Below are 22,292 nucleotides of genomic sequence, written 5' to 3' on the forward strand. Positions count from 1 at the left end.
TCACTAATTTTGTTGCCAAATATATTGCGTTTGGACAGTACGTAAGGTTGCTTTCTATAGCTTATACCCATAAAAATACTTTTGTCCTTTTTCCCGGTTTTTAATGGAAAGATTATTAATATACTCCATCATTTTTTTATAATGGCTTGCATTCATAATTGTGCGGCAATCTCCAGGCACTTTTTCCCCAGTTAAAATGGATAATAAAGATGGAATCAACTCCATTTTTAATGGTTCTTCGTTATGTGCTGCAATCACCGCTCTTTGGACTAATTTTTTTGCTAAGTCGCCGGGAAAAGCTAAATTTTGTTGAAAGTAATAACTTTCTGTATCATTCTCATTGCAATACTCAACATAATAGTCTCCTATTTCCTCGGCAGTCGCCTCTTCTCCAATTTTCGCTTCATAGTCAAGGAAAAAATCAAGCGATTCCCTTATGATAATAGCCGTATCGTCAATTTCGTTCCAGTCTTCAAGTAAAGCCAATAAATATGGAACTACTTCAAGAGAAAGTGATGTTATCGCTGCTGATGCAAACGTATCAATTGTTTCTTCAGTACCTTTACTAAGAAATCGCAGGTTGTTTGAATCTCTTAAGTCGTCATGTGTTGCGATAGCGAAAAAGACCCTTATACACAAATTCAAAACCGCTTCATCTTTAGTCCGGTTCATCAATTGAATTAATGACGGCTTTTGAGTAAAATCCCTTATTTTATATAACTCGATTAAATTAAATAAAATGTCCCTTTCTGTATGGTTTTTTAATAGATGTTCTTTTATTTCAGCTTGAAATAAAGTGATTTTTTCACCAAACCATATACTATTCATAAGGTTTCTTGAGCCTACCATCATTACACCTGCTTTCGCTAAGTAAATTATCTATTTCAACTTTCCCTTTAAATATTCAGCAATTTCTATTTGTCCTCGTTCAATCGCAAATTCATAGGCATCCATCTCTTTCATATTTTCACCAGAGTATGTAATCGATATATTAATATGATTCTCGACTAACAGTTTAACCATCTCAAAATGACCGTTATATATGGCAGCAAACAGCGGATTTCTATCTGGTTCACTAATATCAAGTTCAATATTATGGTTAATAAGATACTTAGCAATATCTATATGTCCTTTTGCAGCCGCTCTTTCTAAGGCATTGGTAGAAAAAGTTCCTCCTTGTGCATTCACATCTATTCCAGCACGAATAAGGTATTGTACAATTTCTAAATGACCATGAGCTGTCGCTACATGTAGCCATGTGCCAAAAGGTGTGACCAATGTTAACATTTCTGGATTTTTCTCAAATAAGTCTCTTACTTTATTTAAGTGACGACCTTTTATAGCACCTCTAATAGCTTTTGCTATGTGAGTTGTTTCCATTTTTCGTTTTCCCTCTACTTTCTACCTTGTAGAATCCTCTCCAAAATATATCGTCTCTCTGCTTGGTGTGATGCGCTGTAGTGTGGGGAGCTTATTGTCTATAGCAAGACTCGATTCGTTGCTTCTTCATATACTCCTACTAGTCTTCATTACTATAATTTTGTTTGATTTTATGTAAAAGAGCCATCACTTTTTCTTTATCATGGGCATGATCTTCAATATATACGCGGCAGATTTTGTGCAAGTAAGTTAAAAACGTTTCATAATCGACAATAACACTTTTGTCAGTGTCACCCGTACCGTCTAGAAATTCAATTCCGTTTTCAACATAACCCTCTTCCCACGGCTCTAAGTCACCTGAAAATGTACAAATGTGGTACTCATTTCCATAACCAGTTTCCTCTGAAAAATAGTGTAAGACTTTTAAAAATTTTTGATCTGATAAAGCGCTATAAAAACTTATCATGGGAGACAATGTACAATCTATATCATGAAATAATTCTACGATCTTCTTCATTCGTATCCCCTTTTTATAATTAATTGAATCAACATTTACTATTTGATCACGCCTACTTCTAGGAGAGCCTCAAAAAATCCACAATTATTTTCATGCCCTACTTTAGCTGCGGATTAATGAAGCATAGCTAAAAATTCTTTGAATGTATCTGCAACAGGGTACGTGTTCGGCTCAAGCTCAGCAGAATTTTCATGATCCCATACACAAACGCTAGGGTTATCTCTTGAATTTCTATAATCTAAACACACAAAATCTCCTGCAAATAAAGTCGCGATTGGTAATAAAGCTACTCCCAATAAATCTCCATCATCTGTAAGCCGATCCTCTAATTGAGTCCATGTTACATCAATATCAAACGTACCAGCTTCATTGTTCTCTGGGGCTTCAAGAATACATAAAAACCTTATTAATACATAGCTATGACTCTTCACTTTAAAAGCTTTTGCTTCTGGAGAAGCCCCGTTATTTCTTTTTATCATTTGTTTATAGTCTGGAGGTAATTTCACTCTCCAAAACGCTTCCTTTTCAGCTAGTAAATTATCCGATGGTAATGGATAAATGATTGAATCTTTTTTTATTTCCATTGAATGTACTCCTTCTCTGTAGTATTCTTTCATTCCCTATTGAAATATGTATATTTAACATAATGAATTACACTATAAGCTGTTCATTTTTTATCTATCTTTTACAGCCTCGAGATATCTCTTTAGATGCTTTTGTCCTAGCTTACTTTTTGGCAAGATACCAAGGTATTCATATTTCCATATTGTCTTCCTAGCATGGGAATCTGCGGCTGAAAGATCATCATAATTAAATTGAATCGTAAACGTTTCTTTGTGATTAAAAATTAAAGTGAAGCTGGTCCATGGCTCTTGGTTCTCACTTCCGGTAAACACTTTCCACAATTCTTGGATGCAGTCTAATAATTTGTTCCATTGTTTAACATAGTCTTCTTCACTTACAGCAAAAATTTCAGGAATGTCATGACTGTATATAATTTCATCACTGTTATTAGGATAATAATAGAAGTACGCTGTTTGGGCACCATCAACAACTTCACCATAAAGATAAACTTTAGAACACGCTTCCGGAATGGTCTCTATTACGATATTGCCCATGTCTTGATATAGCTTATTCACTTTTTCTTCGTTCATCTAACATTCCTCCTGCTGCCTTGTTAAATTGCCTAAGAAGCCCTAGCAAAATATTAAAGTCTATTACCTTTCACCTTTTCAAACCACTCATTAGCATTATAACTAGCGGTTTTAACATCATCATTTGTATAAACCATCTCGTAATTGTATTCCGCTGTAAAGTGGCCGCTCTTCACATCATAAATTAATTTCATCTCCGTTGGCATGTCTCTGTTATTTTCTTTACACAGCGCTTCAATTTTTTCAATATCTTCATTTAAAATATCTAATACCATAAATCCTCTTTTCGGAGATGTATCATATCTTTCATCCTCATCCTCTAAGGCGTCGTTCACTTGATGAGATTTTACATATTGATTGTTAATAAGGTAAAAAAACTTACTGGCGATAATGTTTCCTTCACACGAAGCATAGATATACACTTTGTCGGCTCTATCGTTAATATATTCCATACAAATTGATATCATATCGGCTTGGAGTTCACTAAATCGTTCTTCAAATTCTTTCATATGATGGTGCACCTCGCTTATAGACTTTTAATTCTACGCTTGTAAAATGTTCTCTTGATGCAATTCTTTAGGGTTAATTTAGTATCTTCATGAGATGGGAATTTAAGCACAAATACTGGATTTATGCTAAATTGGATTATTGGCATACTCATTTAAATACTTATTAATTAACGCCTTGCTTTCGCTATCATCTGGTTCTGCTTCTAAATATTTATATTCCCAAATCACTAACTGGTCATCAAAGCTGTAATCTGTGTCAAACCAATTTGTATAATCATAATGCACCTTTAATTTGCCATCGCTATCAACAGATAGCGTAAAAGAGTACCAAAGTTCTTGCTGATTATCTTTAAAAACGTTTCTTAATCTATTACTTAACTCAAGTAAAGTTAGGTCCTTCACTTTATAGAATTCTTTATCAATGTCGTATTCATAAGGAATTTCTAAACTATATTTATAGTTCTTTTCATTCTCAAGGGTATTATAAAAAAAGTAAGTTCCTCCTCCAGTTTCTGATATTTGAGCATGAAAATAAAACTTTCCCCATTCTTCTGGTATCATTTTATTCACTGTTTCAGCTATTTCTTTATGTAATTTCTTCATTTCATTTTCCACTTTTAGCAACCTCCGATACATTTGACCTTAATGAAACACCAACAAAAACGGTCTCACCTGCCACTCTTTTCATGACTTCAGTTCGTTCAAATTCTATACCTACCATTCTTCCAGATTTAGCTGCTTGATATTGATATTTAGCTTCCTTTATGTATTTTAGACTTACACCTAACTCTTTTTATAATGCATCAATTAATCTAAGGTTAGTTAGTTAGTTAGTTAGTTAGTTACTAATTCATTATATTTTAAAAATATCAACCACATCTCCTGGAGATTTATTAATAAGGAGTTCAGGAATGTTTGGATTGCTCTTCTTTAATTTATATTTTTGAATATTTGTTAATGCAGGATTGAAAGAGATATCCTGAGATGTAAACTCTAAGTTTATGAGTTTATTGTAAACTTCCCCTAAAAATTTTTTCCAATTTTTCAAGGGGGAATTTGAAACTTCACCAGGATCTTCTAACATACGATATCCGTCTGCATAATGAAACATCAGTAAACCTGTTCCAAAATCACAAGCTGCATTTTCTAGAATAACTGTTGGCACTTTAAATCCACTATTCCAGTTATAATTCGCAGCAGAGTAATGAAGCAATAGAGAGTTATTAGTATTCAATAAATAACTTATTATGTAATCCTTATCTGTCCTATTAAGTAACTGTTGAAGAAAATGAATATCGTCCTTATCCATAAGTTCTTGCCTCCTTTAAAAAACACTCAAATGCTATAACTTATTGATTATTGCTGTTAAAATTTTCTTCATATCTTTTCATTTTCATCATTTGTTCTTTATCTTTTTCATCCGCTAATTCTCTACTTAAATATTTGTACTCGAAAATCCCGCATCTTCACTTTGTGCTTACTGCTTCCTTTATTTGTATAGCCTTAATAATTATTTAAATAGGATTATTTGGATATTCTTTTAAATACTGATCTATTAAACTTTTAGTTTTTTCATCCGCCGGTGCTTCATCTAAATATTTATACTTCCAAATCTTTTTCTGTGCTACAAATCCGTAATCTGTATTCAACCAATCTGTATAATCAAATGATACAGAGAACTTCCCTGTTTGCTCTAACATTAGCGTAAAAGAATACCATAGTTCCTGGTTATTTTCTTTAAAGATTTCCCTGAGCTGTTCACTAAGATCAAAAAGCTTATCTTCTTCATTATTAAATTCTAGTTCCGATATGTTAAATTGTTTTGGTATATCTAGACTATACGTGTAGCTATTATCTCTAATTGATTTATAAAAAAAGTAAACTCGCCCCCCTGATTCATCAATCTGTGCATAAAAATAAAATCTTTTCCATTCTTCTGGAATCATATTATTAACCGTTTCTGCTATTTCTTGATACAATTCCTGTAACTGGCTTTCCATTTGCATAAAATTTATCCTCCTGACTGGTTTTCAAGTGTTACTATCCCTAGTTCTTCACCTTCAATTTGATACTCTATTCTAAATTTGATAGGGCGTATCGAATGCCCTCTTTAACAGGAAAATCTTTTTACCGATACTTTTTTAGAAAAGCTTCCTTCAAAGCATTTGCCCAACCTTTATCTTTCTCCATATAAACCAAATTCCATTAGAACAATTGTTATCTATTTTACCTGCACTAATGTTGTTCCTCAACACATCGCGTCTGGTTATGTATTCTTCCAAGCCATTTATGATGACAATATCGTAGATGCCTTTTTCGGCTTGCTCCAAGACTTTGAAGGATTTGGAAGATTCAATATTGATTAAAGTAAAAAACCTTGAAAGGCTTTAGCCAATCAAGGTCTAATTTACAAATGACTTTCTTTTACTTCTTCGAACCAACAATCAAAAATATCATCTGGCAATAGTTCGTCATCATTTGTATAAATTAAGTCATATCTATAGTTTGCTTTTAAACTATTTTTCTTAACATCATAAAAAAGTTTCATTTCGGTCGGCATATCCCTATCGAATTCTTCACATTTCTTATGAATAAGTTTCAAGTCATCATTACCAATTTTCAAAGCCGCCTTCTGTCTTTCTCTTGAAACGTCATAAACTAGATTGTCTTGACCATCTAATTTGGCTGTAGCCTCATTTAGTTGATGTTTATGGACTAGCTTTCCATTAATTCTAAAGAAAAAGTCAAAAACATACATTTTAGACTCATGTGAACAATAGATATAAATTTCATCTGCTTTATTTTCAACATACTCTAAACAAATAGCCACCATGTCTGTTTGTAACTCTGAAAAATAATCTTCAAATACCTTCATATAATATAACCACCTCTAATTTTCTATACTTGTAAAACTCATACGTCCCTGTATTTCATATTCTATATCAAAGCTACTTGGTCTTACATTATTACCCTCGTAATTTATTTTAACGTTAACTGAAACATGTTTTCCTTTTTCTATTGCTTTAGCCCATTTATTCTCTAACTTCTTGTATTTACTTAAATTCACATCACTTGCTTGTGATACGAGGTTATCTAGATCTGGCGAGCCTCCAAATCTATCACCAGCTAAATGTCCAGCATGGTCACCTGTTTCTTTTCCTGGCGTGTTTGATTTATGTGGTAATCTACTATCTCTCTCTGTTAATCTTAAGTCTCCTGCGTCAAACTCTTTGAGTCTTCCCGTGTTGTCTGTCTCATATAAATACTCATATTCTCCTGTTTTATACTTAACATTTGGTTTTAAAGCACCTTCCGTAGTCATATGACTTCCATCTCTAATAATACCTTCTGCAACATTAGCTGTTTTATTAGCCGTACCTTTTTGAAATTCCCGTTCACTCACACTCTCTACTTTTGCAGGCTTATCAACCCTCCGAACTGTCTCTACCTTAACCGAATCACCCAACTTCTCCACATCACGCTTGGACATAAATCTTCCGCCAGCTCCGCGATAGCGATTATGAACTGGATCATATTTCACCTTCGTTACCATCTGCATCGTCTGCTGCTTCACATTCTGCAAGGTCTCCCTCACGGTCTGCTGGGCAAGTGCTGGACCAGCCGGCACAAGATCTGGCATGAGTCTTGGCATACTGCTGTCTAGGATGTTGTTATACGTTTTATGTAGCGACTGTGTCCAAGAGGCCGGTGCATTTTTGACGCTTTGGTAGGCTTGCTTTGTGACGTTGGCAACGGCGCTTGTGCGAAGCGTGTTGCGCATGTTGTTGAGCTTTTCGGTTCCTTTGGTCGCAAGGCTTAGGCCTTTAGCTAATCAGACTAAGCTTCAATTGAAACAATTAAAAATGAAAACCCTTTGAAATTATATACCCTCAGATAAAAGAAAGCACTTGTTGCCTAAAGTAGACAATCAAGTGCTTTAAGTTCGTTTATTTTGTAGTAACGGTATGAATATATGTTCTGACAATTTCTATGTCAACACTTACAAGTTTTTTTATTGTCATCCTTTTATTCATCGCCTAATAAATTTCATCTCTCTTAAGCTCGTGCTTTGCTTCTAGTCCTATTATCGCGCGTAATAGTCTATGATGAGACAACCAACAGGAGTTTTGAATGTCAAGTAAGTATTTTTTCATCTAGACACAAATACTTTATAAGACAACAAGAGCAAGTGTTATTTAAAACGCTATTAAGTGCTCTTTCAATACATAATAGCGTTTTCTATAATTCTAAACTGCAAACATTCTTCTCCAATTTGATAATTATCATTCTAAAAAATTCATAAAATGATAGTGTGAAAATTAACTTTGTATTTGTAATTCCTTTAAAACTTCTGTCCGCAAATCACTCGCTATATCCCTATTCTTATGGTCATCCAATAAAGAATTTATTCTCTGGATATAACTATCTGAATTCTCTATACACATTTCAAAACAATCCATAAAATGGTCTACCAATGTCTCATCAACTAAAGCGATTGGTTCTGGATAATATTTAACTCCTTCTCTTTCAAACGCTTTTCTGCTAGTATAAGCAACTGCATCAATAACACAGTTCCAAGCTATTACATCCGTTTCATTATCCGACATCTCTTGCACTATTGTTATACCGTTTTCCTCATTGTCTAATAATTCATAAAGAATATCTCCTATATTTTCTTTATTCTCTAGCCACTCCCAGCATTTATATAGAACTTCTTGAGCTAAAATTTGATCTTCTTTTTGAGAAAAGACCGACAAAGCTTTTTCTGAAAGTCCCAGAAAAAATATCACTTTACCGTCTTCTGTTAAATTATTAAATTCAGTATTAGCCATAATTAACCTCCAACTAATCAATATACTTTCCATTTTTAATCATTAGATTAAGCCTACCAGTTACTTTAATGCTTTCATTAATTTCCGATGTTACTTCGATTTTTAAATTAGGATATTTTAAACTTAATTGCTTTAACACACCCGGCGGTACTTTATCGTTTGCTAACCCTTGATAACACTTCCTACATACACCTGAAGGATTCGATTGATGTAGTTTTAATGTTCCTGCTACATCTTCTGGTTTTATACCTGCCTTTATTACTGCTGAATCTAATTCATTTAGAACTCCTTCCTCTGCATGTCTAGTGAACAATGGGTTATTTCCTGGAGCTTTAATATTTCTGTTAGGCATTATTTCATCTAAATCAGGTAACCCAGCTTCTTTGCGTACTTTCGGTGATCCGCCTTCAAAAGTTAAATTTTCTAATCCTTTTACATCCGTTTTTCCAACTGCAACTGTTTCAGTTTCTGGAACATTCCATTTTTCCCTTAGTTCATCTATATCGGTTTTACCAATATCAATCTTACTTTTATTAGCCGCACCCTTGTAAGCAACCGAAACTTTCTCAGCTTTCTGCATGACATAATTTTTTGAGTTCTGCAACGTCTCTCGAACCGTTCTTTGGCCCAAGTCTGGACCTAGAGGCGCTAATTCTGGCATGAGTCTCGGCATATTCGAATCTAGAATATTGTTATACGTTTTCTTTAAGGATTGAGTCCACGATGGAGAGCTTTTTTGAACGCTTTGGTACGCACTGCGGGCTCTGTTCGTAATAACTTCAGTACGAAGTGAATTACGCATATCACTAAGCTTCTTCGCTCCGTTTGCCACGGCATTAGCGCCTGCTTTCGCTGTTTTCCCCGCTACCTTCGTAGAAAGCGCCCCAGCTCCAGCAATTCCTAAGGCTTGCAGAAGACTTGCTTTACGCTGCTCTTCACTGATTTTATTCCCGAACATGTCGCGTCCGGTCATGTATTCTCCTAAGCCGTTTGCAGCCACAAGACCGTAGAGGCCTTTTTCGGTTTGCTCCAGGACTTTGAAGGATTTAGCGGATTTGTAGGCGTCTAAGGCGTGATCCGCTGCGCTTAGGCCTTTAGCCGTTTTGTAGATGGCTTTTCCGCCTTTTGCGGCTCTTCCTACCCAGCCGACAACCGGAATGAAGCCGGCTGCTGCCATGGCTCCTGCTGCGACGCGCTGTGAGGTAGAAAGTTTTTCACCCGTAACAGGGTCCACGCCTTCTGCTGCTCGTTTATAATCATAATATCCGCTGACCTCTCCTGTAAAGGTAGAAACCGCGTCCCACGTTTTTTCATACCACGGCTTGTTTGCTTCTTCTTCTTGCTTTTTTTCCAGCTCGTATACTTCTTCTTGCTGCTTGTTATAGTCAACATATGAAGTCGCATAGTCGTTTAGCTTTGTTTGCACTTTATACAGCTCGCTGTCGTGATAAGCTTTTTCGTCAAAGGCAAGCTGATAGACACTTCCTCCTTGACTCGTAGCAAGCTCTAAGCCGCTTACTAGCGTATCCACTACCGCATAGAAATCGTCCATTTCGCTGTATTCTTTTGACCATTCAGCGTCAAGCTGGTTCACTGCTTCAATTGTATCGGTGCGTTTTTTCTCTGCTTCTTCTATTTTATCGTTAAACTCACTCGTTGAAAACGCTGAAATAGAGACGATATCGTCAATGCCGTTTAAAATACTCTGCAGATCGTCGTGCTGCTGCGCAACCATTTCTTTAGCATTGCTGTTGGCGTTTTTTAGCTCTGTTTCTAAAAATGATTCATCTACAATCGTGCTTCCTGATAGCTTTGCTTTTTCAGCTTTAACGTGAAGCGTTGAAAAATAGCTTTGCTGCATTTTAATTAAGTTTTCCCACTGTCCGGCCGTATCAACGTGCTGCTTATAAAAAGATTTTATATTGTCAGCGCCTTTTCCTTCTAAGCTGCCTTCTAAGTCCGCTACGCCCTGCAGCGCTTTTTTCAGTTCACCCAGCTGGCTGAGTAACTCATCGTAGGCTTTTTCCCTGTCTTTTGCTATATCAAACAGTGCTTTTGCATCGTATACCTTTCCCACAGTCATCCCCCTTTGCTGCTACGAATGGATAATAGATTCGTCTTGTTCTTTTAGTAAGTCTACATTAGATTTTGTATCTTTTACGTTTTTGTTTAGTGCTTTTATATAAGTAGAAATAAGCGTTTGAATTTCTTCTTCGCGCGCTTCCCATTTCTCTGTAGTATCAAGGCTGTTTTTTCCAAGGTCAGGCATTTTGCTAATGGATAAATTTCCAATCGCTGTGCTGACTGCTTCAAGCTTTTTGATAACGTCAGCGTGATCAAGCTTAATTGTCATGAAAACAGCCCCCTTCTAATTTCACTAATCTTGTTTTCTACTGCGTCATAGGCTTCTTCACCTTTAGCTAATAAAGAATCCGCTTCTCCAATAACGGCGTTCAAGCCGCTCAAAGCTCCTTTTTCAGCTTCTAGCGCCCATATCTTTGTTTCAATTTCACGAATGTATCCATCGTAATCACCGTCTAAAATGCCTTTTATGTTGTCGTAGGCTGCCGTACGTTTTTCGTCAAAATCATCCGATAACGTACCCGTCCATTTGTCTCCCAGCTCAGGCTTTTTGATGTGTTCAATTTCTTTTAATGAAACAGCTTGTTCATGCTCAATTTTACTTTTAGCCGTTCTTAGCTTAGAAATTTTCCCTTCTACATCTGAGACTCTTCCAGATACTTCACCCAGCAGTCCGTCTAATACGCTTCCTAACCCCATATCGTTCCTCCTGTTCCGCACATTTCGAGTTTAATCCAATAATTATAAGTATAAAATTTGTCTCATTATAGCTAAATAGGAAAAAACTCTCTTTTTTATGCTTCTAGTTTCATGAATTGAGATAAAAATGAAAAATAAGAGAAAAAAGACTCATGTCTAAATACGTTATCCAACCATATACCGTTATCTAAAACAAAGAATAAGTAGAATAAAACCATTCCTTTGTACCCATACCCGTTTTTTCCCACAAATTAAAGCTTTTTGCATAAAAAGACCAGCTTCACTTCGTTTTTTCACACAGCAAAAAACCTCTGCACATCCTGCAGAGGTTTTGTTTTATACTTGAACCGGCGTTGGTTCTTCAGCTGTTTGTTCGTGCTGTATAAGTCCGTAGTTTTCCCATGCTCGGCTTTTCCAGCGGAAAAACATAATAACTGCGCGCGTCCATTCATCGGCTGCGATGGCAAGCCAAATGCCAGCGAGCCCCATGTCTAAATGGAAAACGAAGAAATAACCGAGCGGCAAGCTCATCATGACCATCGACAGCGCACCAATTAACACCGGATATTTGGCATCTCCCGCTGCCCGCAGCGAGTTAATCAGCACAATGTTCATCGTTCTTCCCGTTTCAAGCACAATGCTCAGAAGCAGCACCGTCGCCCCAAGCTCAATGATATGCGGATTGTCTGTAAACACGCTGATCAGCTGTGTTCTGAATGTCATCACAAGAACAACCATCATCATCGTTACAGCACTGGCCCATTTGACGCTTTTCCATACGCGATGGTACGCTTCATCTTTTTCGTTTCCGCCTATTAAACGGCCGACAATAATCGCTGTACCCATTCCAATTGCAATGGCAAATAAGTAAATGAACATTGAAATATTCATCGCGTACTGTCTCGCAGCAAGTGATTCTGCTCCTAGGTAGGTTGCATAGTATAAAAAGACAATTTGACAGCCTTGATACATAACCTGTTCAAAAGCCGACGGAATACCGATTTTTAAAATTTTGCCGATATATTCTTTTGAAAGCGTAATGTAGTACTGAAATTTCACTCTATATTCCATCACTTGATACAGCAGCCAAAAGAACACAATCAGCGCAACAAATCGGCTGAACGCGGATGAAATCGCTGCTCCTTGCACGCCCATTTCCGGAAAGCCGAACTTCCCAAAGATTAAAGCATAGTTTCCTGCAATATGAAAAATGTTCATTCCAAGTGAAACAAACATCGCCTGCTTCGTAAAGCCGTGTACGCGAATAATCGCTGCAAGAGAGTTAATAATCGCTTGAAGAAAAATAGCTCCTCCGACGATGGATAAATAGCTTTGTGCATACATCAGCACGTCACCTTGTAAGTTCATCGCTTCCATCATATGCCTTGAAAACAAAAGAAAACCCGCGCTAATAACTAGCCCGACTCCTAAATTTAACGTAACGGCCAAAGCAGAAATCTTTGACGCTTCCATATACCGTTTTGATCCTAAATACTGAGAGACAACAATTGCCGCTCCGTTACCAATGACCTCTAACACTAAAATCGCAATGTGAAGGTATTGATTGGCTGCTCCGACTCCTGATACGGCATCATCCGACAGCGCACTTAGCATAAAGGTATCAGCAATCCCCATTAACATAAAAAGAAACACTTCTAAAAAGATTGGCCACGTTAAGAAAAACAAATTCAGCTTTTCTTTTGGCCCTTTTTTTGTTTCGACCGCGGTCATCCCATCACCTTCTTTACCGATATCCAATTTCAAACAAGAAGTATCTTACCACACATTTCCTTTGTATACATCCCCTTTTTAGCACATTTTTTATTTTATTTGTTTAGGCATAAAAAAAGCCGCTCCCTTAGAGGAAGCAGCTTTTTTTCCGTTATTAAATTGAAATTTTCACTTCTGCGTTCATACCTGGAAGAACTTTATCTGATGCGTCATCAATTGAAATTTTCACCGGTACTTTTTGCGTTACTTTTGTATAGTTTCCTGTATTTTGAGCAGGAAGCATAGAAGACACTGAGTTTGTTGCGCGGCCGATTGCTTCAACATGGCCTTTAAAGACTTTACCTGAGTCTCCGTCCACTGTAATATCGACGCTGTCTCCTTCTTCTAAGTCACCTAGGTCTGTTTCTTTAATGTTTGCATTGATATAGATTTTAGATAAATCAGCTGTTTGTGCTAACACATCGCCAGCTTTTACTAATTGATTTTGAGATGCGTTGTTTTTAATAATTGTTCCGTCAATCATAGACGTTACGTCTGTTGATTTTTCGCCTTCTTTTAAGCTTCCAACAGAATCACCTTGAGAAACGCTATCTCCTTCTTTTACATTCCATTCGCTTAACTGACCGTTAGCTGAAGCGATGACTTGTGAAAGCGGTGCTTCTACCTGCGCTTCATCTGTTTTAACGTAATTTGCTTTTTCGTAGAAATAATATCCACCAAAGCCTACTAGTAATAAAATCACAATGATTCCAACAATGTTAGTAACCAATAAACGACTTTTACTCATCGGAATTCCTTCTTTCTATAGTTAGTATATTATACAGAGGTTTCTTCTGTTTGAGGTGCCGGCAGCATTTTTCTTTCTTCTTGCGGCTCAGCTTCTTCTTGAACCTCTTCTTTTTGAACAAGAATTCTATTTTCACCGCTCCACGCTTTACTTAGTGAAGCAATGAGCATAATTACGCCTAAAATACCAAGCATGAAAAATAAGTTATGATACGCATGTAAAATCGACGCTTTTTTAGCGCCTGCTACAACAGCCGTCACAGCCGATGTTTTTGCGTCCGCTTGACTCATTCCCATACCCATATAGCGTTTGATCATTTCAGACAGCTGCACCTTCACCTGAGGATCTACTGAGCTAATTTGACCTCGAAAATCTTCATAATAAATCGCGTTTTGTCGAACAACAAACCATCCAATCACAGGTGCTACAATCGCCCCTAATAAATTTCGAATGGAGTGCAGTGAAATGGAGCGCATCGAAGCTTGATGTAAATCTCCGGCTAGTGCCGCTCCTAGCGCGCCGGATACCAGTGCCATACTAACACCCATACCAAAGAGCATAATGTGAACATATAAACTTACTAGTGATGTATCAGCTGATACGTTCACCCAGCTAAATCCTACAATGACAATAAGAAGTGATCCAATTGCTCCAAGGTAACCTGGACCAAATTTGTCATATAAGAATGTCGTTGCAAACGCTGAAATCAGTACCCCAACAAAAAAGTATAAATAAAAATAAGAAAGCGTGGTGTACGATGCATTTTGCACATTTTGCATGACGCCATTAATACCTGCAATGGCTAGAATATACGCCATATGACCGCCAATTGCCATAATTGTACCTGCAACTGGTTTTACGGCTAGCAGCGATTTTAATGGTACTAACGGATTTTCAGCCGCTAAATCAACTAAGACAAAAATGACAACTAATCCTGCTGCAGCTAGTAAGAACGGCCACACTTGAATAGAAGCAAATCCTTCGTATCTTAGTTCATACAGTGGATACACCAATAAAATCATAATAAGACTAAGAATAAAGATACTTTTCTTATCCACTGGTCGATCTTCTTGCTGAGTTGGATCATGAGCAGGTAATACCTTATATCCAATAAACAGACAGACAAGAGAAGCTATTATTCCTAAAACAAAAACCCAGCGCCAATTATCCATGCTAAGAGATACAGCACCTAAAAAGGCTCCAATCGCCGTTGAACCGAACAGTCCGCCGATTGCTAACACTAAAAAGAAGTTTCGGATTTTATTCGGAAACGAGATCAGCGCAGCTGGAATAATGGTTAAAAACAGCATTCCTGAACTTAAGCCTTGAATCAGACGACCAAGGGATAAAAACGCAACGTTTTCTGAAAAAACATTGATAATTGAACCCGCTAAAAAGACCAAAACGAACGTTAAGTATGCTTTACGCACGCCATATTTTTTCGTGAGCATCGGACCAATCGGTACCCCAAGTCCAAATGCCAAGTTAGAAATAATAGATGGCAATAGTAAGCTTTGTGTACTCGCATCAAATCGATTTTGAATCAATACTTGATTGACCGTGTAAGATAAATTCAAAAAATACTGAGGACCAATTGAAAATAGCGTTAAAATCGCCATAATCAAGTATTTAGGTACGCTTAAACCTTGTTTGTCGGAGGCTACTGCTGGATTATTCTGACTCATATTTATTCCTCCTTTTATTAAATTCTTTTCATATGACTAACAATTCCTTACATATTTTATTGTACAAGTTGTATCATGCAAGTTATAGCAGCACTACATATTATACATCTTTTAAAGAAGAAATCAACTTCTTTGTTTCAACTTAAAAAGACTATTTTTCAATAGCCTTTTTGTTCATCTATATGTATTCGCTTTAACATCCATTACTGCGCCATTTTTTAAAATCGAGATTCAAGCGGGATAAGCTTTTTTCCAGTGCTAAAATCTCTTCTTCCGACCAGTCTTCCAATACTTCAGCATAGGCTTGTTTACGCTTGTTTTGTACATGCTGCAAAATATCTTTTCCTGAATCCGTCATTTCAATTAAACTAATTCGCCCGTTTTCTGGACTTGGAAAGCGGCGAACAAACTGTTTGGTTTCAAGCGCAGATACTTGCCGGCTAGCTGTAGATAAGCTCAGCTTTAAATTTTCAGCTAATGCATTAATCCCGAGCGGACTGCGCTGATCTAGCTCGCTTAACAGTAAATATTCAGAACGGTCCAAGCTTCCAAGCTTAGGACTGTGCGTCGTTGTTAGACGAACAAGCAGCGCAATTTCGTGCTCAATGGTTTGCAGCGAGTCTCGCTTCACCTTTGTCTCCCCCTTTATCTCATGAAACATTCTGTACTTTTTAATATGTTTACTATACCGCAACCGTTCGCGTGAACCAACCTTTTTTCCGTTTTTCTTCTATTATGTAGAAAGATATCATAGATAGGGTACATTTAATTCTAGCATCACAGGACAGTGGTCGCTTCCCATTACATGCGGATGAATAGCAGCTTCTTGAATAACGTCTTTCATTCTCTCCGATACGATAAAATAATCAATGCGCCACCCGATATTTCGTTCTCGCACTTTGTTCATATATGACCACCAGGTATAGGATCCTTCTTGATTCGGATATAAATAGCGAAATGTATCAAGAAATCCGCTAGCAAGAAGCGTCGTCATTTTCCCTCGCTCTTCTATTGTAAAACCAGAATTTCCTCGGTTTGGCTTCGGATTACGCAAGTCAATTTCTTCATGTGCTACATTTAGGTCTCCGCATAAAACTACCGCTTTACGGCTATTTAATTTTTTTAAGTACACGAGCAGATCATCTTCCCATTGAAGCCTTTCTTCAAGCCTTGCTAAGTCTCTTTTAGAATTTGGCGTATACACATTTACTACATAGCATTGTTCGAACTCAAGCGTGATAATACGTCCTTCGTCTTCTGATTCTTTATCCACGCCGTATGAAACGGATAAAGGCTTTTGCTTTGTAAAAACAGCCGTTCCGGAATACCCTTTTTTCACGGCATAATTCCAGTACTGATAATATCCTTCTAGCTGCAAATCAATTTGGCCTTCCTGCAGCTTCGTCTCTTGAATACAAAATACATCCGCATTCACTTCTTGAAAATAATCTAAAAATCCTTTTCGCACACACGCGCGAATGCCATTTACGTTCCACGAAATCAACTTCATAAACTCTTCACGTTCTCCTCACTCGATTTATGTATCAGTGTTTAGTGTAGACAATTTCTTGCATGAGTTCAAATAATTTAAAGCGTATACTTTTCTTTTCAAGGTATTCCTGATATTTCTTCTTATTTTATTTTCTGTATCTCAAACACTAGATACAAGAGGTGAAATATAATGTCAACAAACCACACGTATGAAAATAACGAAGAAGTTTCTGCTGTTTCTAAAAAAGAAGAGCATCCTACTAAAGAATGCGAAACACAGAATCAAACGGCGCTTACTAAAGAAGATTTTTCTTTAAATGATTCTGCCATTAAGCACTTTAGCAGGTAATTCATAAAAATAAAAACGCGTTAACTGGTAGCAAGACTCGCTGTCTCAAGCTCTTGCTATCCATTTCTTAAACATAAGGTGGTCCTATGCTAAAAACCATTCAAATGATAGAAGCCATTAAAAAACATTCTATGCCTTTTGCTGATGTCGATGACTTACTGCCCCTTATTAACACAGCAAGCCGCGCTCAATACGTACTTCTCGGAGAAGCCTCTCACGGCACATCTGAATTTTACGAAATTCGAGCAGCTATTACGAAAGAATTAATTCAGCATCATGATTTTTCCTTTATAGCAGTGGAAGGAGACTGGCCTTCGTGTTTTGAAGTTAATCGCTATATTAAAGGATATACAACTCAATACGCGAATGCCGAAGATGTCTTAAGATCTTTTAGCCGCTGGCCTTCATGGATGTGGGCCAATCAAGAAATAAATGATTTGATTGAATGGCTTCGTGATTATAACAACAACTTGCCAGCACATCAGCCAAAAGTAGGTTTTTACGGCTTAGATGTATACAGCCTGTGGGAATCGATGGAAGCTATTATTGAGTACTTAGAAAACAACCACGCGCCTGATGCAAAGAAAGCGAAAAAAGCCTTTGAATGCTTTGAACCTTTTCATCGCGAAGCACAGATGTACGGAATTTCTTCTGCCCTTTACGGAAAGAACTGCATGGTAGAAATCTTAGAGCTTTTACAAACCATTCAGCAAAAAAAAGATACCTATACTCATGAGCCTGAGGCTGCGCTTAGTATGCAGGTAAATGCGCTGGTAGCAAGCAATGCTGAAGCTTATTATCATACGATGATTACCAACGACAATGAATCGTGGAATATTCGCGATCGTCATATGGTAGAAGCTTTAAAATATATTCAAGCTTACTACAAAGATAGCGCTAAAGGAATTGTATGGGAGCATAACACTCACATCGGAGATGCAAGAGCAACGGACATGAAAAGCAGCGGCATGGTGAATGTAGGTCAGCTTACCCGTGAAGAATACGGACAGAAGCATGTTTACGCCGTCGGATTCGGAACTCATCACGGCACGGTCATTGCTTCTGATAGCTGGGGTAATCGTCATCAGGAATTAACCGTTCCTCCAGCTATAGAAGGAAGCTGGGAAGATGCCATTCACCGAGCAGGTGCTTTTGATCAATATCTCATGTTCACAGAGGAAAACCGAACATTTTTTCATTCAACGATAGGCCACCGCGCCATTGGTGTTGTCTACGACCCAGAGATTGAACAATACGGAAATTATGTTCCTTCTCGCTTGTCAAAACGATATGATGCTTTTATTTATGTAGAAAAAACACACGCCTTATCACCACTCATCCTTTAATGAAATAAGCGGACTTCCAACGAAGTCCGCTTATTTTTATTGCAAAAAGCTACGAATCGTATCTGTCACAAGTTCATGATCTTCTTCTTGCGACATGCCTGATACAGTAATGGTTCCAATTACGCCAACGTTTTTAACCGAAACCGGAAATGACCCGCCTACCGCTTCGAATTCCTGAGGATTCGCTGCATAAAACTGCGCGTAAGAACGATCTTTTAACTCGCAGTACAGCTTCATATAATACGAGCTGTGATGGTGGCGAAGAACGGTATTTGATTTTCGTTTAATCCATTCTTCATGGTCGGGAATGGCCCCTTCCATCGCATGTTGAAAGAGAGTTTGACCATTTCGTTTTATGCTTACTGTAACGGCTTTCCCCTTATTTTTTGCTTCATTAATAATTGCTGTTCCTATCTGTAACGCTTGGTCATTTGTAAATTGATGAAAGATCAGTTCTTTTTCCTGCTGAACTACTTTTTCAAGCAGTTTCTCTGCCGAATGATTACTCACTGTTTCTCGCTCCTTAGTTAAAATAAACCGCTCGTTTTTCTTTGCTGCTTTCAAATGCCGCTTCGATAACTTTAACTACGTCACGAGCTTCTTCTGCTGAAACCGGAAGCTCTTCTCCTCGAAGCAGGCTGTCGGCAATTTTTTGATAATACGTCACATAAGAACCGTGCAGTGTTTGAATTTCTTTCGTTTCGCCTTCGCCAGTTGTCAGCTTCCCGTAGTGTTCAGGGCTGTCGGCTCCCCACGTATCGTCCACAGGCTTCTTACCGGCTCTTAGCATATCTTCTTGGCCGTCAATGCCGTATTTAATATAGCTTGCTTTTGTTCCGTGAACTTGAAAGCGCGGCCCGTTGCTTGGCACAATGGCACTTGAATGTAAAATAACGCGAAGAGAACCGTATCCAAGCACTACGTGGAAGTAATCATCCGTACGTGCATGATCTCGCTGACCAAATACATCAGCTTGAACAAATTCAGGCATTCCAAAAAGGTGTAAGGCTTGGTCTATTAAATGAGAGCCTAAATCGTAAAGCGCTCCTGACCCAGGTCCTTCATTTTCTCTCCAGCGGTCTCGAACAGCTGGACGATAGCGGTCAAAATGCGCTTCATACATTTTAACGTCGCCTAATTTCCCTTCTTCAATCAGCTGTTTCACCGTCAAATAATCATTATCCCATCTGCGGTTATGATAGACGCTTAGTTGAACATCTTGTTCTTTTGCTAATTGAATTAATTCATTTGCTTCTTTTTCTGATACAACCATTGGCTTTTCAACAATTACATGCTTGCCTGCGCGTAGTGCGTCTTTCACCATTTCATAGTGCATGCCGCTAGGCGTTGTAATAATAACTAAATCAATGCTGTCATCTTCTAGAAGTTCAGATAGAGTGCTCACTACTTCAACATCTTCTAAGTCACTCTTTACTTTTTCAGAATTTGAGCTCATTACTTTTGAAATATGAAATTCGTCTAACACGCTTAAAAGCGGCGTGTGAAAGACCGTTGCTGAAAATCCGTACCCTACTAATCCTACTTTTATTTTCTTCATTGTGTTTCCTCTCCTTTATCAAAATCTGTTACGATAAGCCGCACTTGATTTTGTTCTATTTTTTCTTTTACATCCGCTTCTGGCTCTTTATTTGTGATTAAGATATCAATATCGCTCATATCACATACTCGATGTAAAAATTCACGTTCAAACTTCGTATGATCCGCAAGCATAATAACTTGTCTTGCACATTGAATCATCTTTCTTTTTAAAAATGCTTCTTCTTCACTTGGAGATGTAATACCATCTGCACCAACCCCGCACGTACCTAAAAACAGCTGATCTACTTTGTATTCCTGCAACGTAGAAATCGTTCTTGGCCCGGTGACGTTACGGTTTTTCCCGTTAAACTTTCCCGGCAGCAAAAACGTATCACACGCTGTATATTGATCGAGCAAATCCACATTATCAATGGAATTCGTAATAACGGTTACATGCTTTACATCCATATACTTCGCCATCAGCGAGATGGTAGAAGACGTATCTAAAAGCACGTCATACCCCTCCGACATTAACAAAGCTGCTTCTTTAGCAATTTGTTCTTTGGCTTTGGTAGGCGTCCGTTCACTGTAATCAATGATATGACTTGACGATAGCGTCGCTCCGCCTTTAACTCTCATAACCTCGCCGTTTTCTTCAAGCTTGACTAAATCACGCCTCGCCGTATCTTTTGAAACGGTAAACATATCGCAAATTTCGTCTAACGTAATCGTACGGTGTGTATGAAGGTATTCAACAATCGCACTCATGCGCTGTTCTTGATACATTGAAATACCCTCCTTTTTTACTTTGATATGAGCTAATTGTAGCGCAAAGAAAAACTAAAAACCACTAAAAAACTTAAAAAGCTTAATTATTTTAAGTTTTTAACTTAAATTATAAAAGATTTTTTTAACAAATTCGAAAAAAATCATAAAAGTGTACAAACGCTTTCTGGAAATAACTATCTTATTTTGGATAATACTCCTTTTATATCTGATACCCTTTCACGCTTTTCACTAATCTCTTACGGTTCAGACTTCTAGCAAACGTATAGGCAAAAAAAGCGGGAATCGTAAAGATTCCCGCTTTTTCGTTACATCTTATGTTCAAGCGCCTTGAAGTTTTCTTGAAATTGCGCTAAGCGAACAAGTCCTTCTTCACGAAGGCGTTTGTTTTCTTCTTCGATTGCTTTTGTTTCCTGCATTCCTTTCATAATAATATTCCACGTTTGTTCCATCGTTTCTACTTTTACGCTAGGAGCACCGGACATTTTGGCAATTTTAACGCTTTGCTGTGAAATGTTTTCTGCATTGCGAATGAGCAGCTCATTTGTGCGTTTGTCTAATTCGTTCATAGACTCCGCTACTAAATTTTGACGTTTTGCTGCGATTGCGTTAATGAGTCCATTTTTAAAAATAGGAATCGTTGTAATAAACGCAGAATTGATTTTGCCGATCAGCTTTGTATTTCCTCGCTGCAGCATACGGATTTGAGGAGCGGATTGATAAGATACTTGTTTTGCCATTTCTAAATCATATAATCGCTGCTCCATCAGCTCAACCGCATTTTTTAAGGTTTGAAGCTCCATTGCCGCCAGCTGATTTCCACTCGACGCTCTTTCTTCAAGCACCTTTACCTCTTGTTTTAACTCTTCTACTTTCACTTCGCCCGCTACAATGTATTTTTCAAGCTCCATATAATACTGATAGTTTTGCTCGTAAAGCTGTTCAAGCGTCGTGGTTGAATGCTTCATTTCAGTTTCATATTTTGTAATCTCTACATATACTTTATCAATTTCAGAGCCCATTGTTTCATATTTTTGAAACAGCTTATCCACTATTTTTTGACCGCGTTTAAAAAGCTTAGAGAAAAACCCTTTATCTTCAACAAAATCCTTTGCATCAAATTTATCCATAATCTTTCCAAGCTGCTTTAATAATTGACTTGACTCTTCCATGCTAGACGATTTAATTGTACTAAGCACTTTTCCGGAAAACGAGGAAATTTCATTGGCTGTTTCTTTCCCATACTCAAGTAAAGCTAGCTGATTTTTATAATCAATTTGTTCTGCTAAGCGACGTACTTCCGGCTCTTCTCGCAGTTTTGCTTTTACTTCATTAGGCTTTGTTTCTAAAACTTCTTCGGCTTCGTTTACATCTAAAGACTGTAATTCGTTTGTTCCCATTTAAA

26 protein-coding genes are annotated in these 22,292 nt (G+C 37.5%); 2 read left to right on the plus strand and 24 right to left on the minus strand.

Annotated features, from left to right (window positions below; all coding sequences use genetic code 11):
• Nucleotides 1-54 precede the first annotated feature (54 nt).
• The 20 genes from imm47 to ACFX4W_RS26950 form a co-directional block, all read right to left on the minus strand.
• Nucleotides 55-849, minus strand: a complete 795-nt coding sequence (imm47, locus tag ACFX4W_RS26855) for an Imm47 family immunity protein (RefSeq protein WP_280560802.1) — start codon at nt 847-849, stop codon at nt 55-57.
• A gap of 30 nt (nt 850-879) precedes the next feature.
• Complete coding sequence (locus ACFX4W_RS26860) at nt 880-1,380, minus strand: ankyrin repeat domain-containing protein (protein WP_116740454.1); 501 nt, start codon at nt 1,378-1,380, stop codon at nt 880-882.
• A gap of 139 nt (nt 1,381-1,519) precedes the next feature.
• Nucleotides 1,520-1,897: a ribonuclease toxin immunity protein CdiI gene (gene cdiI, locus ACFX4W_RS26865; RefSeq protein WP_193422877.1), complete on the minus strand. Its 378-nt coding sequence runs from the start codon at nt 1,895-1,897 to the stop codon at nt 1,520-1,522.
• 113 nt (nt 1,898-2,010) lie between these two features.
• On the minus strand, nt 2,011-2,481 hold the full coding sequence (locus ACFX4W_RS26870; protein WP_033579207.1) for an SMI1/KNR4 family protein: 471 nt from the start codon (nt 2,479-2,481) through the stop codon (nt 2,011-2,013).
• Between the two features lie 90 nt (nt 2,482-2,571).
• Nucleotides 2,572-3,051 (minus strand): antitoxin YezG family protein, encoded by a 480-nt coding sequence (locus ACFX4W_RS26875; protein WP_116740450.1) that lies wholly within the window; start codon nt 3,049-3,051, stop codon nt 2,572-2,574.
• A gap of 53 nt (nt 3,052-3,104) precedes the next feature.
• A complete protein-coding gene (locus tag ACFX4W_RS26880) occupies nt 3,105-3,560 on the minus strand; it encodes an immunity protein YezG family protein (protein ID WP_162214376.1) in 456 nt (151 codons plus the stop codon).
• A 126-nt stretch (nt 3,561-3,686) separates the two neighbouring features.
• Nucleotides 3,687-4,175 (minus strand): immunity protein YezG family protein, encoded by a 489-nt coding sequence (locus ACFX4W_RS26885; protein WP_280559755.1) that lies wholly within the window; start codon nt 4,173-4,175, stop codon nt 3,687-3,689.
• A gap of 238 nt (nt 4,176-4,413) precedes the next feature.
• Complete coding sequence (locus ACFX4W_RS26890) at nt 4,414-4,869, minus strand: DUF4274 domain-containing protein (RefSeq protein ID WP_162214378.1); 456 nt, start codon at nt 4,867-4,869, stop codon at nt 4,414-4,416.
• Nucleotides 4,870-5,074: 205 nt separating this feature from the next.
• Entirely contained in the window at nt 5,075-5,560 is a 486-nt protein-coding gene (locus ACFX4W_RS26895; protein WP_025751641.1) for an antitoxin YezG family protein, read from the minus strand.
• Between the two features lie 407 nt (nt 5,561-5,967).
• Nucleotides 5,968-6,435, minus strand: a complete 468-nt coding sequence (locus ACFX4W_RS26900) for a DUF600 domain-containing protein (RefSeq protein WP_162214379.1) — start codon at nt 6,433-6,435, stop codon at nt 5,968-5,970.
• 15 nt (nt 6,436-6,450) lie between these two features.
• Nucleotides 6,451-7,341, minus strand: coding sequence for a DNA/RNA non-specific endonuclease (locus ACFX4W_RS26905; RefSeq protein WP_340597209.1), 891 nt, complete (start codon nt 7,339-7,341; stop codon nt 6,451-6,453).
• 538 nt (nt 7,342-7,879) lie between these two features.
• Nucleotides 7,880-8,392, minus strand: a complete 513-nt coding sequence (locus ACFX4W_RS26910; RefSeq protein WP_162214380.1) for an Imm6 family immunity protein — start codon at nt 8,390-8,392, stop codon at nt 7,880-7,882.
• 13 nt (nt 8,393-8,405) lie between these two features.
• A complete protein-coding gene (locus tag ACFX4W_RS26915; protein ID WP_322552115.1) occupies nt 8,406-10,469 on the minus strand; it encodes a ribonuclease YeeF family protein in 2,064 nt (687 codons plus the stop codon).
• Between the two features lie 18 nt (nt 10,470-10,487).
• Nucleotides 10,488-10,745, minus strand: a complete 258-nt coding sequence (locus ACFX4W_RS26920) for a YwqI/YxiC family protein (RefSeq protein ID WP_013083474.1) — start codon at nt 10,743-10,745, stop codon at nt 10,488-10,490.
• Complete coding sequence (locus tag ACFX4W_RS26925; protein ID WP_013057382.1) at nt 10,742-11,173, minus strand: YwqH-like family protein; 432 nt, start codon at nt 11,171-11,173, stop codon at nt 10,742-10,744. The genes ACFX4W_RS26920 and ACFX4W_RS26925 overlap by 4 nt, the downstream gene beginning before the upstream one ends.
• Before the next feature lie 336 nt (nt 11,174-11,509).
• The gene (locus tag ACFX4W_RS26930; protein WP_237074993.1) at nt 11,510-12,904 is read right to left on the minus strand and encodes an MATE family efflux transporter; all 1,395 of its coding nucleotides are present in this window, start codon (nt 12,902-12,904) and stop codon (nt 11,510-11,512) included.
• Nucleotides 12,905-13,058: 154 nt separating this feature from the next.
• A complete protein-coding gene (locus ACFX4W_RS26935; RefSeq protein WP_025751627.1) occupies nt 13,059-13,691 on the minus strand; it encodes an HlyD family secretion protein in 633 nt (210 codons plus the stop codon).
• Nucleotides 13,692-13,720: 29 nt separating this feature from the next.
• Nucleotides 13,721-15,376: an MFS transporter gene (locus tag ACFX4W_RS26940; RefSeq protein ID WP_097823203.1), complete on the minus strand. Its 1,656-nt coding sequence runs from the start codon at nt 15,374-15,376 to the stop codon at nt 13,721-13,723.
• Nucleotides 15,377-15,569: 193 nt separating this feature from the next.
• Nucleotides 15,570-16,007, minus strand: a complete 438-nt coding sequence (locus ACFX4W_RS26945; protein WP_043982995.1) for a MarR family winged helix-turn-helix transcriptional regulator — start codon at nt 16,005-16,007, stop codon at nt 15,570-15,572.
• 117 nt (nt 16,008-16,124) lie between these two features.
• Nucleotides 16,125-16,886 carry an exodeoxyribonuclease III gene (locus ACFX4W_RS26950; RefSeq protein ID WP_043982997.1) on the minus strand — a complete coding sequence of 254 codons (762 nt, stop codon included), beginning with the start codon at nt 16,884-16,886 and terminating at the stop codon, nt 16,125-16,127.
• 171 nt (nt 16,887-17,057) lie between these two features.
• Here ACFX4W_RS26950 and ACFX4W_RS26955 point away from each other — a divergent pair, with 171 nt between their 5' ends.
• Together ACFX4W_RS26955 and ACFX4W_RS26960 are read left to right on the plus strand one after the other, a co-directional pair.
• Nucleotides 17,058-17,216: a hypothetical protein gene (locus ACFX4W_RS26955; protein WP_165802510.1), complete on the plus strand. Its 159-nt coding sequence runs from the start codon at nt 17,058-17,060 to the stop codon at nt 17,214-17,216.
• Nucleotides 17,217-17,302: 86 nt separating this feature from the next.
• Nucleotides 17,303-18,562 (plus strand): erythromycin esterase family protein, encoded by a 1,260-nt coding sequence (locus tag ACFX4W_RS26960; protein WP_043982998.1) that lies wholly within the window; start codon nt 17,303-17,305, stop codon nt 18,560-18,562.
• 36 nt (nt 18,563-18,598) lie between these two features.
• Here ACFX4W_RS26960 and ACFX4W_RS26965 read toward each other — a convergent pair whose 3' ends face one another.
• From ACFX4W_RS26965 to ACFX4W_RS26980, 4 genes are all read right to left on the minus strand, one after another.
• Nucleotides 18,599-19,072 carry a heme-degrading domain-containing protein gene (locus tag ACFX4W_RS26965; protein ID WP_043983000.1) on the minus strand — a complete coding sequence of 158 codons (474 nt, stop codon included), beginning with the start codon at nt 19,070-19,072 and terminating at the stop codon, nt 18,599-18,601.
• A 13-nt stretch (nt 19,073-19,085) separates the two neighbouring features.
• Nucleotides 19,086-20,120, minus strand: coding sequence for an oxidoreductase (locus ACFX4W_RS26970; RefSeq protein ID WP_043983001.1), 1,035 nt, complete (start codon nt 20,118-20,120; stop codon nt 19,086-19,088).
• Entirely contained in the window at nt 20,117-20,887 is a 771-nt protein-coding gene (locus tag ACFX4W_RS26975) for a DeoR/GlpR family DNA-binding transcription regulator (protein ID WP_043983002.1), read from the minus strand. Before ACFX4W_RS26975 ends, ACFX4W_RS26970 begins: the two co-directional genes overlap by 4 nt.
• 308 nt (nt 20,888-21,195) lie before the next feature.
• The gene (locus ACFX4W_RS26980; RefSeq protein ID WP_043983004.1) at nt 21,196-22,287 is read right to left on the minus strand and encodes a toxic anion resistance protein; all 1,092 of its coding nucleotides are present in this window, start codon (nt 22,285-22,287) and stop codon (nt 21,196-21,198) included.
• Nucleotides 22,288-22,292 lie beyond the last annotated feature (5 nt).

It is taken from the genome of Priestia sp. YIM B13489 (genome assembly GCF_042787645.1).
Classification (GTDB): domain Bacteria; phylum Bacillota; class Bacilli; order Bacillales; family Bacillaceae_H; genus Priestia; species Priestia megaterium.

Excerpts from the sequence above, each read along its gene's own strand:
- imm47 (WP_280560802.1), bottom strand. The coding sequence starts at position 849 with ATGGTAGGCTCAAGAAACCTTATGAATAGTATATGGTTTGGTGAAAAA.
- ACFX4W_RS26860 (WP_116740454.1), bottom strand. The coding sequence starts at position 1,380 with ATGGAAACAACTCACATAGCAAAAGCTATTAGAGGTGCTATAAAAGGT.
- cdiI (WP_193422877.1), bottom strand. The coding sequence starts at position 1,897 with ATGAAGAAGATCGTAGAATTATTTCATGATATAGATTGTACATTGTCT.
- ACFX4W_RS26870 (WP_033579207.1), bottom strand. The coding sequence starts at position 2,481 with ATGGAAATAAAAAAAGATTCAATCATTTATCCATTACCATCGGATAAT.
- ACFX4W_RS26875 (WP_116740450.1), bottom strand. The coding sequence starts at position 3,051 with ATGAACGAAGAAAAAGTGAATAAGCTATATCAAGACATGGGCAATATC.
- ACFX4W_RS26880 (WP_162214376.1), bottom strand. The coding sequence starts at position 3,560 with ATGAAAGAATTTGAAGAACGATTTAGTGAACTCCAAGCCGATATGATA.
- ACFX4W_RS26890 (WP_162214378.1), bottom strand. The coding sequence starts at position 4,869 with ATGGATAAGGACGATATTCATTTTCTTCAACAGTTACTTAATAGGACA.
- ACFX4W_RS26895 (WP_025751641.1), bottom strand. The coding sequence starts at position 5,560 with ATGGAAAGCCAGTTACAGGAATTGTATCAAGAAATAGCAGAAACGGTT.
- ACFX4W_RS26900 (WP_162214379.1), bottom strand. The coding sequence starts at position 6,435 with ATGAAGGTATTTGAAGATTATTTTTCAGAGTTACAAACAGACATGGTG.
- ACFX4W_RS26905 (WP_340597209.1), bottom strand. The coding sequence starts at position 7,341 with ATGCGCAACACGCTTCGCACAAGCGCCGTTGCCAACGTCACAAAGCAA.
- ACFX4W_RS26910 (WP_162214380.1), bottom strand. The coding sequence starts at position 8,392 with ATGGCTAATACTGAATTTAATAATTTAACAGAAGACGGTAAAGTGATA.
- ACFX4W_RS26920 (WP_013083474.1), bottom strand. The coding sequence starts at position 10,745 with ATGACAATTAAGCTTGATCACGCTGACGTTATCAAAAAGCTTGAAGCA.
- ACFX4W_RS26925 (WP_013057382.1), bottom strand. The coding sequence starts at position 11,173 with ATGGGGTTAGGAAGCGTATTAGACGGACTGCTGGGTGAAGTATCTGGA.
- ACFX4W_RS26930 (WP_237074993.1), bottom strand. The coding sequence starts at position 12,904 with ATGACCGCGGTCGAAACAAAAAAAGGGCCAAAAGAAAAGCTGAATTTG.
- ACFX4W_RS26935 (WP_025751627.1), bottom strand. The coding sequence starts at position 13,691 with ATGAGTAAAAGTCGTTTATTGGTTACTAACATTGTTGGAATCATTGTG.
- ACFX4W_RS26940 (WP_097823203.1), bottom strand. The coding sequence starts at position 15,376 with ATGAGTCAGAATAATCCAGCAGTAGCCTCCGACAAACAAGGTTTAAGC.
- ACFX4W_RS26950 (WP_043982997.1), bottom strand. The coding sequence starts at position 16,886 with ATGAAGTTGATTTCGTGGAACGTAAATGGCATTCGCGCGTGTGTGCGA.
- ACFX4W_RS26955 (WP_165802510.1), top strand. The coding sequence starts at position 17,058 with ATGTCAACAAACCACACGTATGAAAATAACGAAGAAGTTTCTGCTGTT.
- ACFX4W_RS26960 (WP_043982998.1), top strand. The coding sequence starts at position 17,303 with ATGCTAAAAACCATTCAAATGATAGAAGCCATTAAAAAACATTCTATG.
- ACFX4W_RS26970 (WP_043983001.1), bottom strand. The coding sequence starts at position 20,120 with ATGAAGAAAATAAAAGTAGGATTAGTAGGGTACGGATTTTCAGCAACG.
- ACFX4W_RS26975 (WP_043983002.1), bottom strand. The coding sequence starts at position 20,887 with ATGTATCAAGAACAGCGCATGAGTGCGATTGTTGAATACCTTCATACA.
- ACFX4W_RS26980 (WP_043983004.1), bottom strand. The coding sequence starts at position 22,287 with ATGGGAACAAACGAATTACAGTCTTTAGATGTAAACGAAGCCGAAGAA.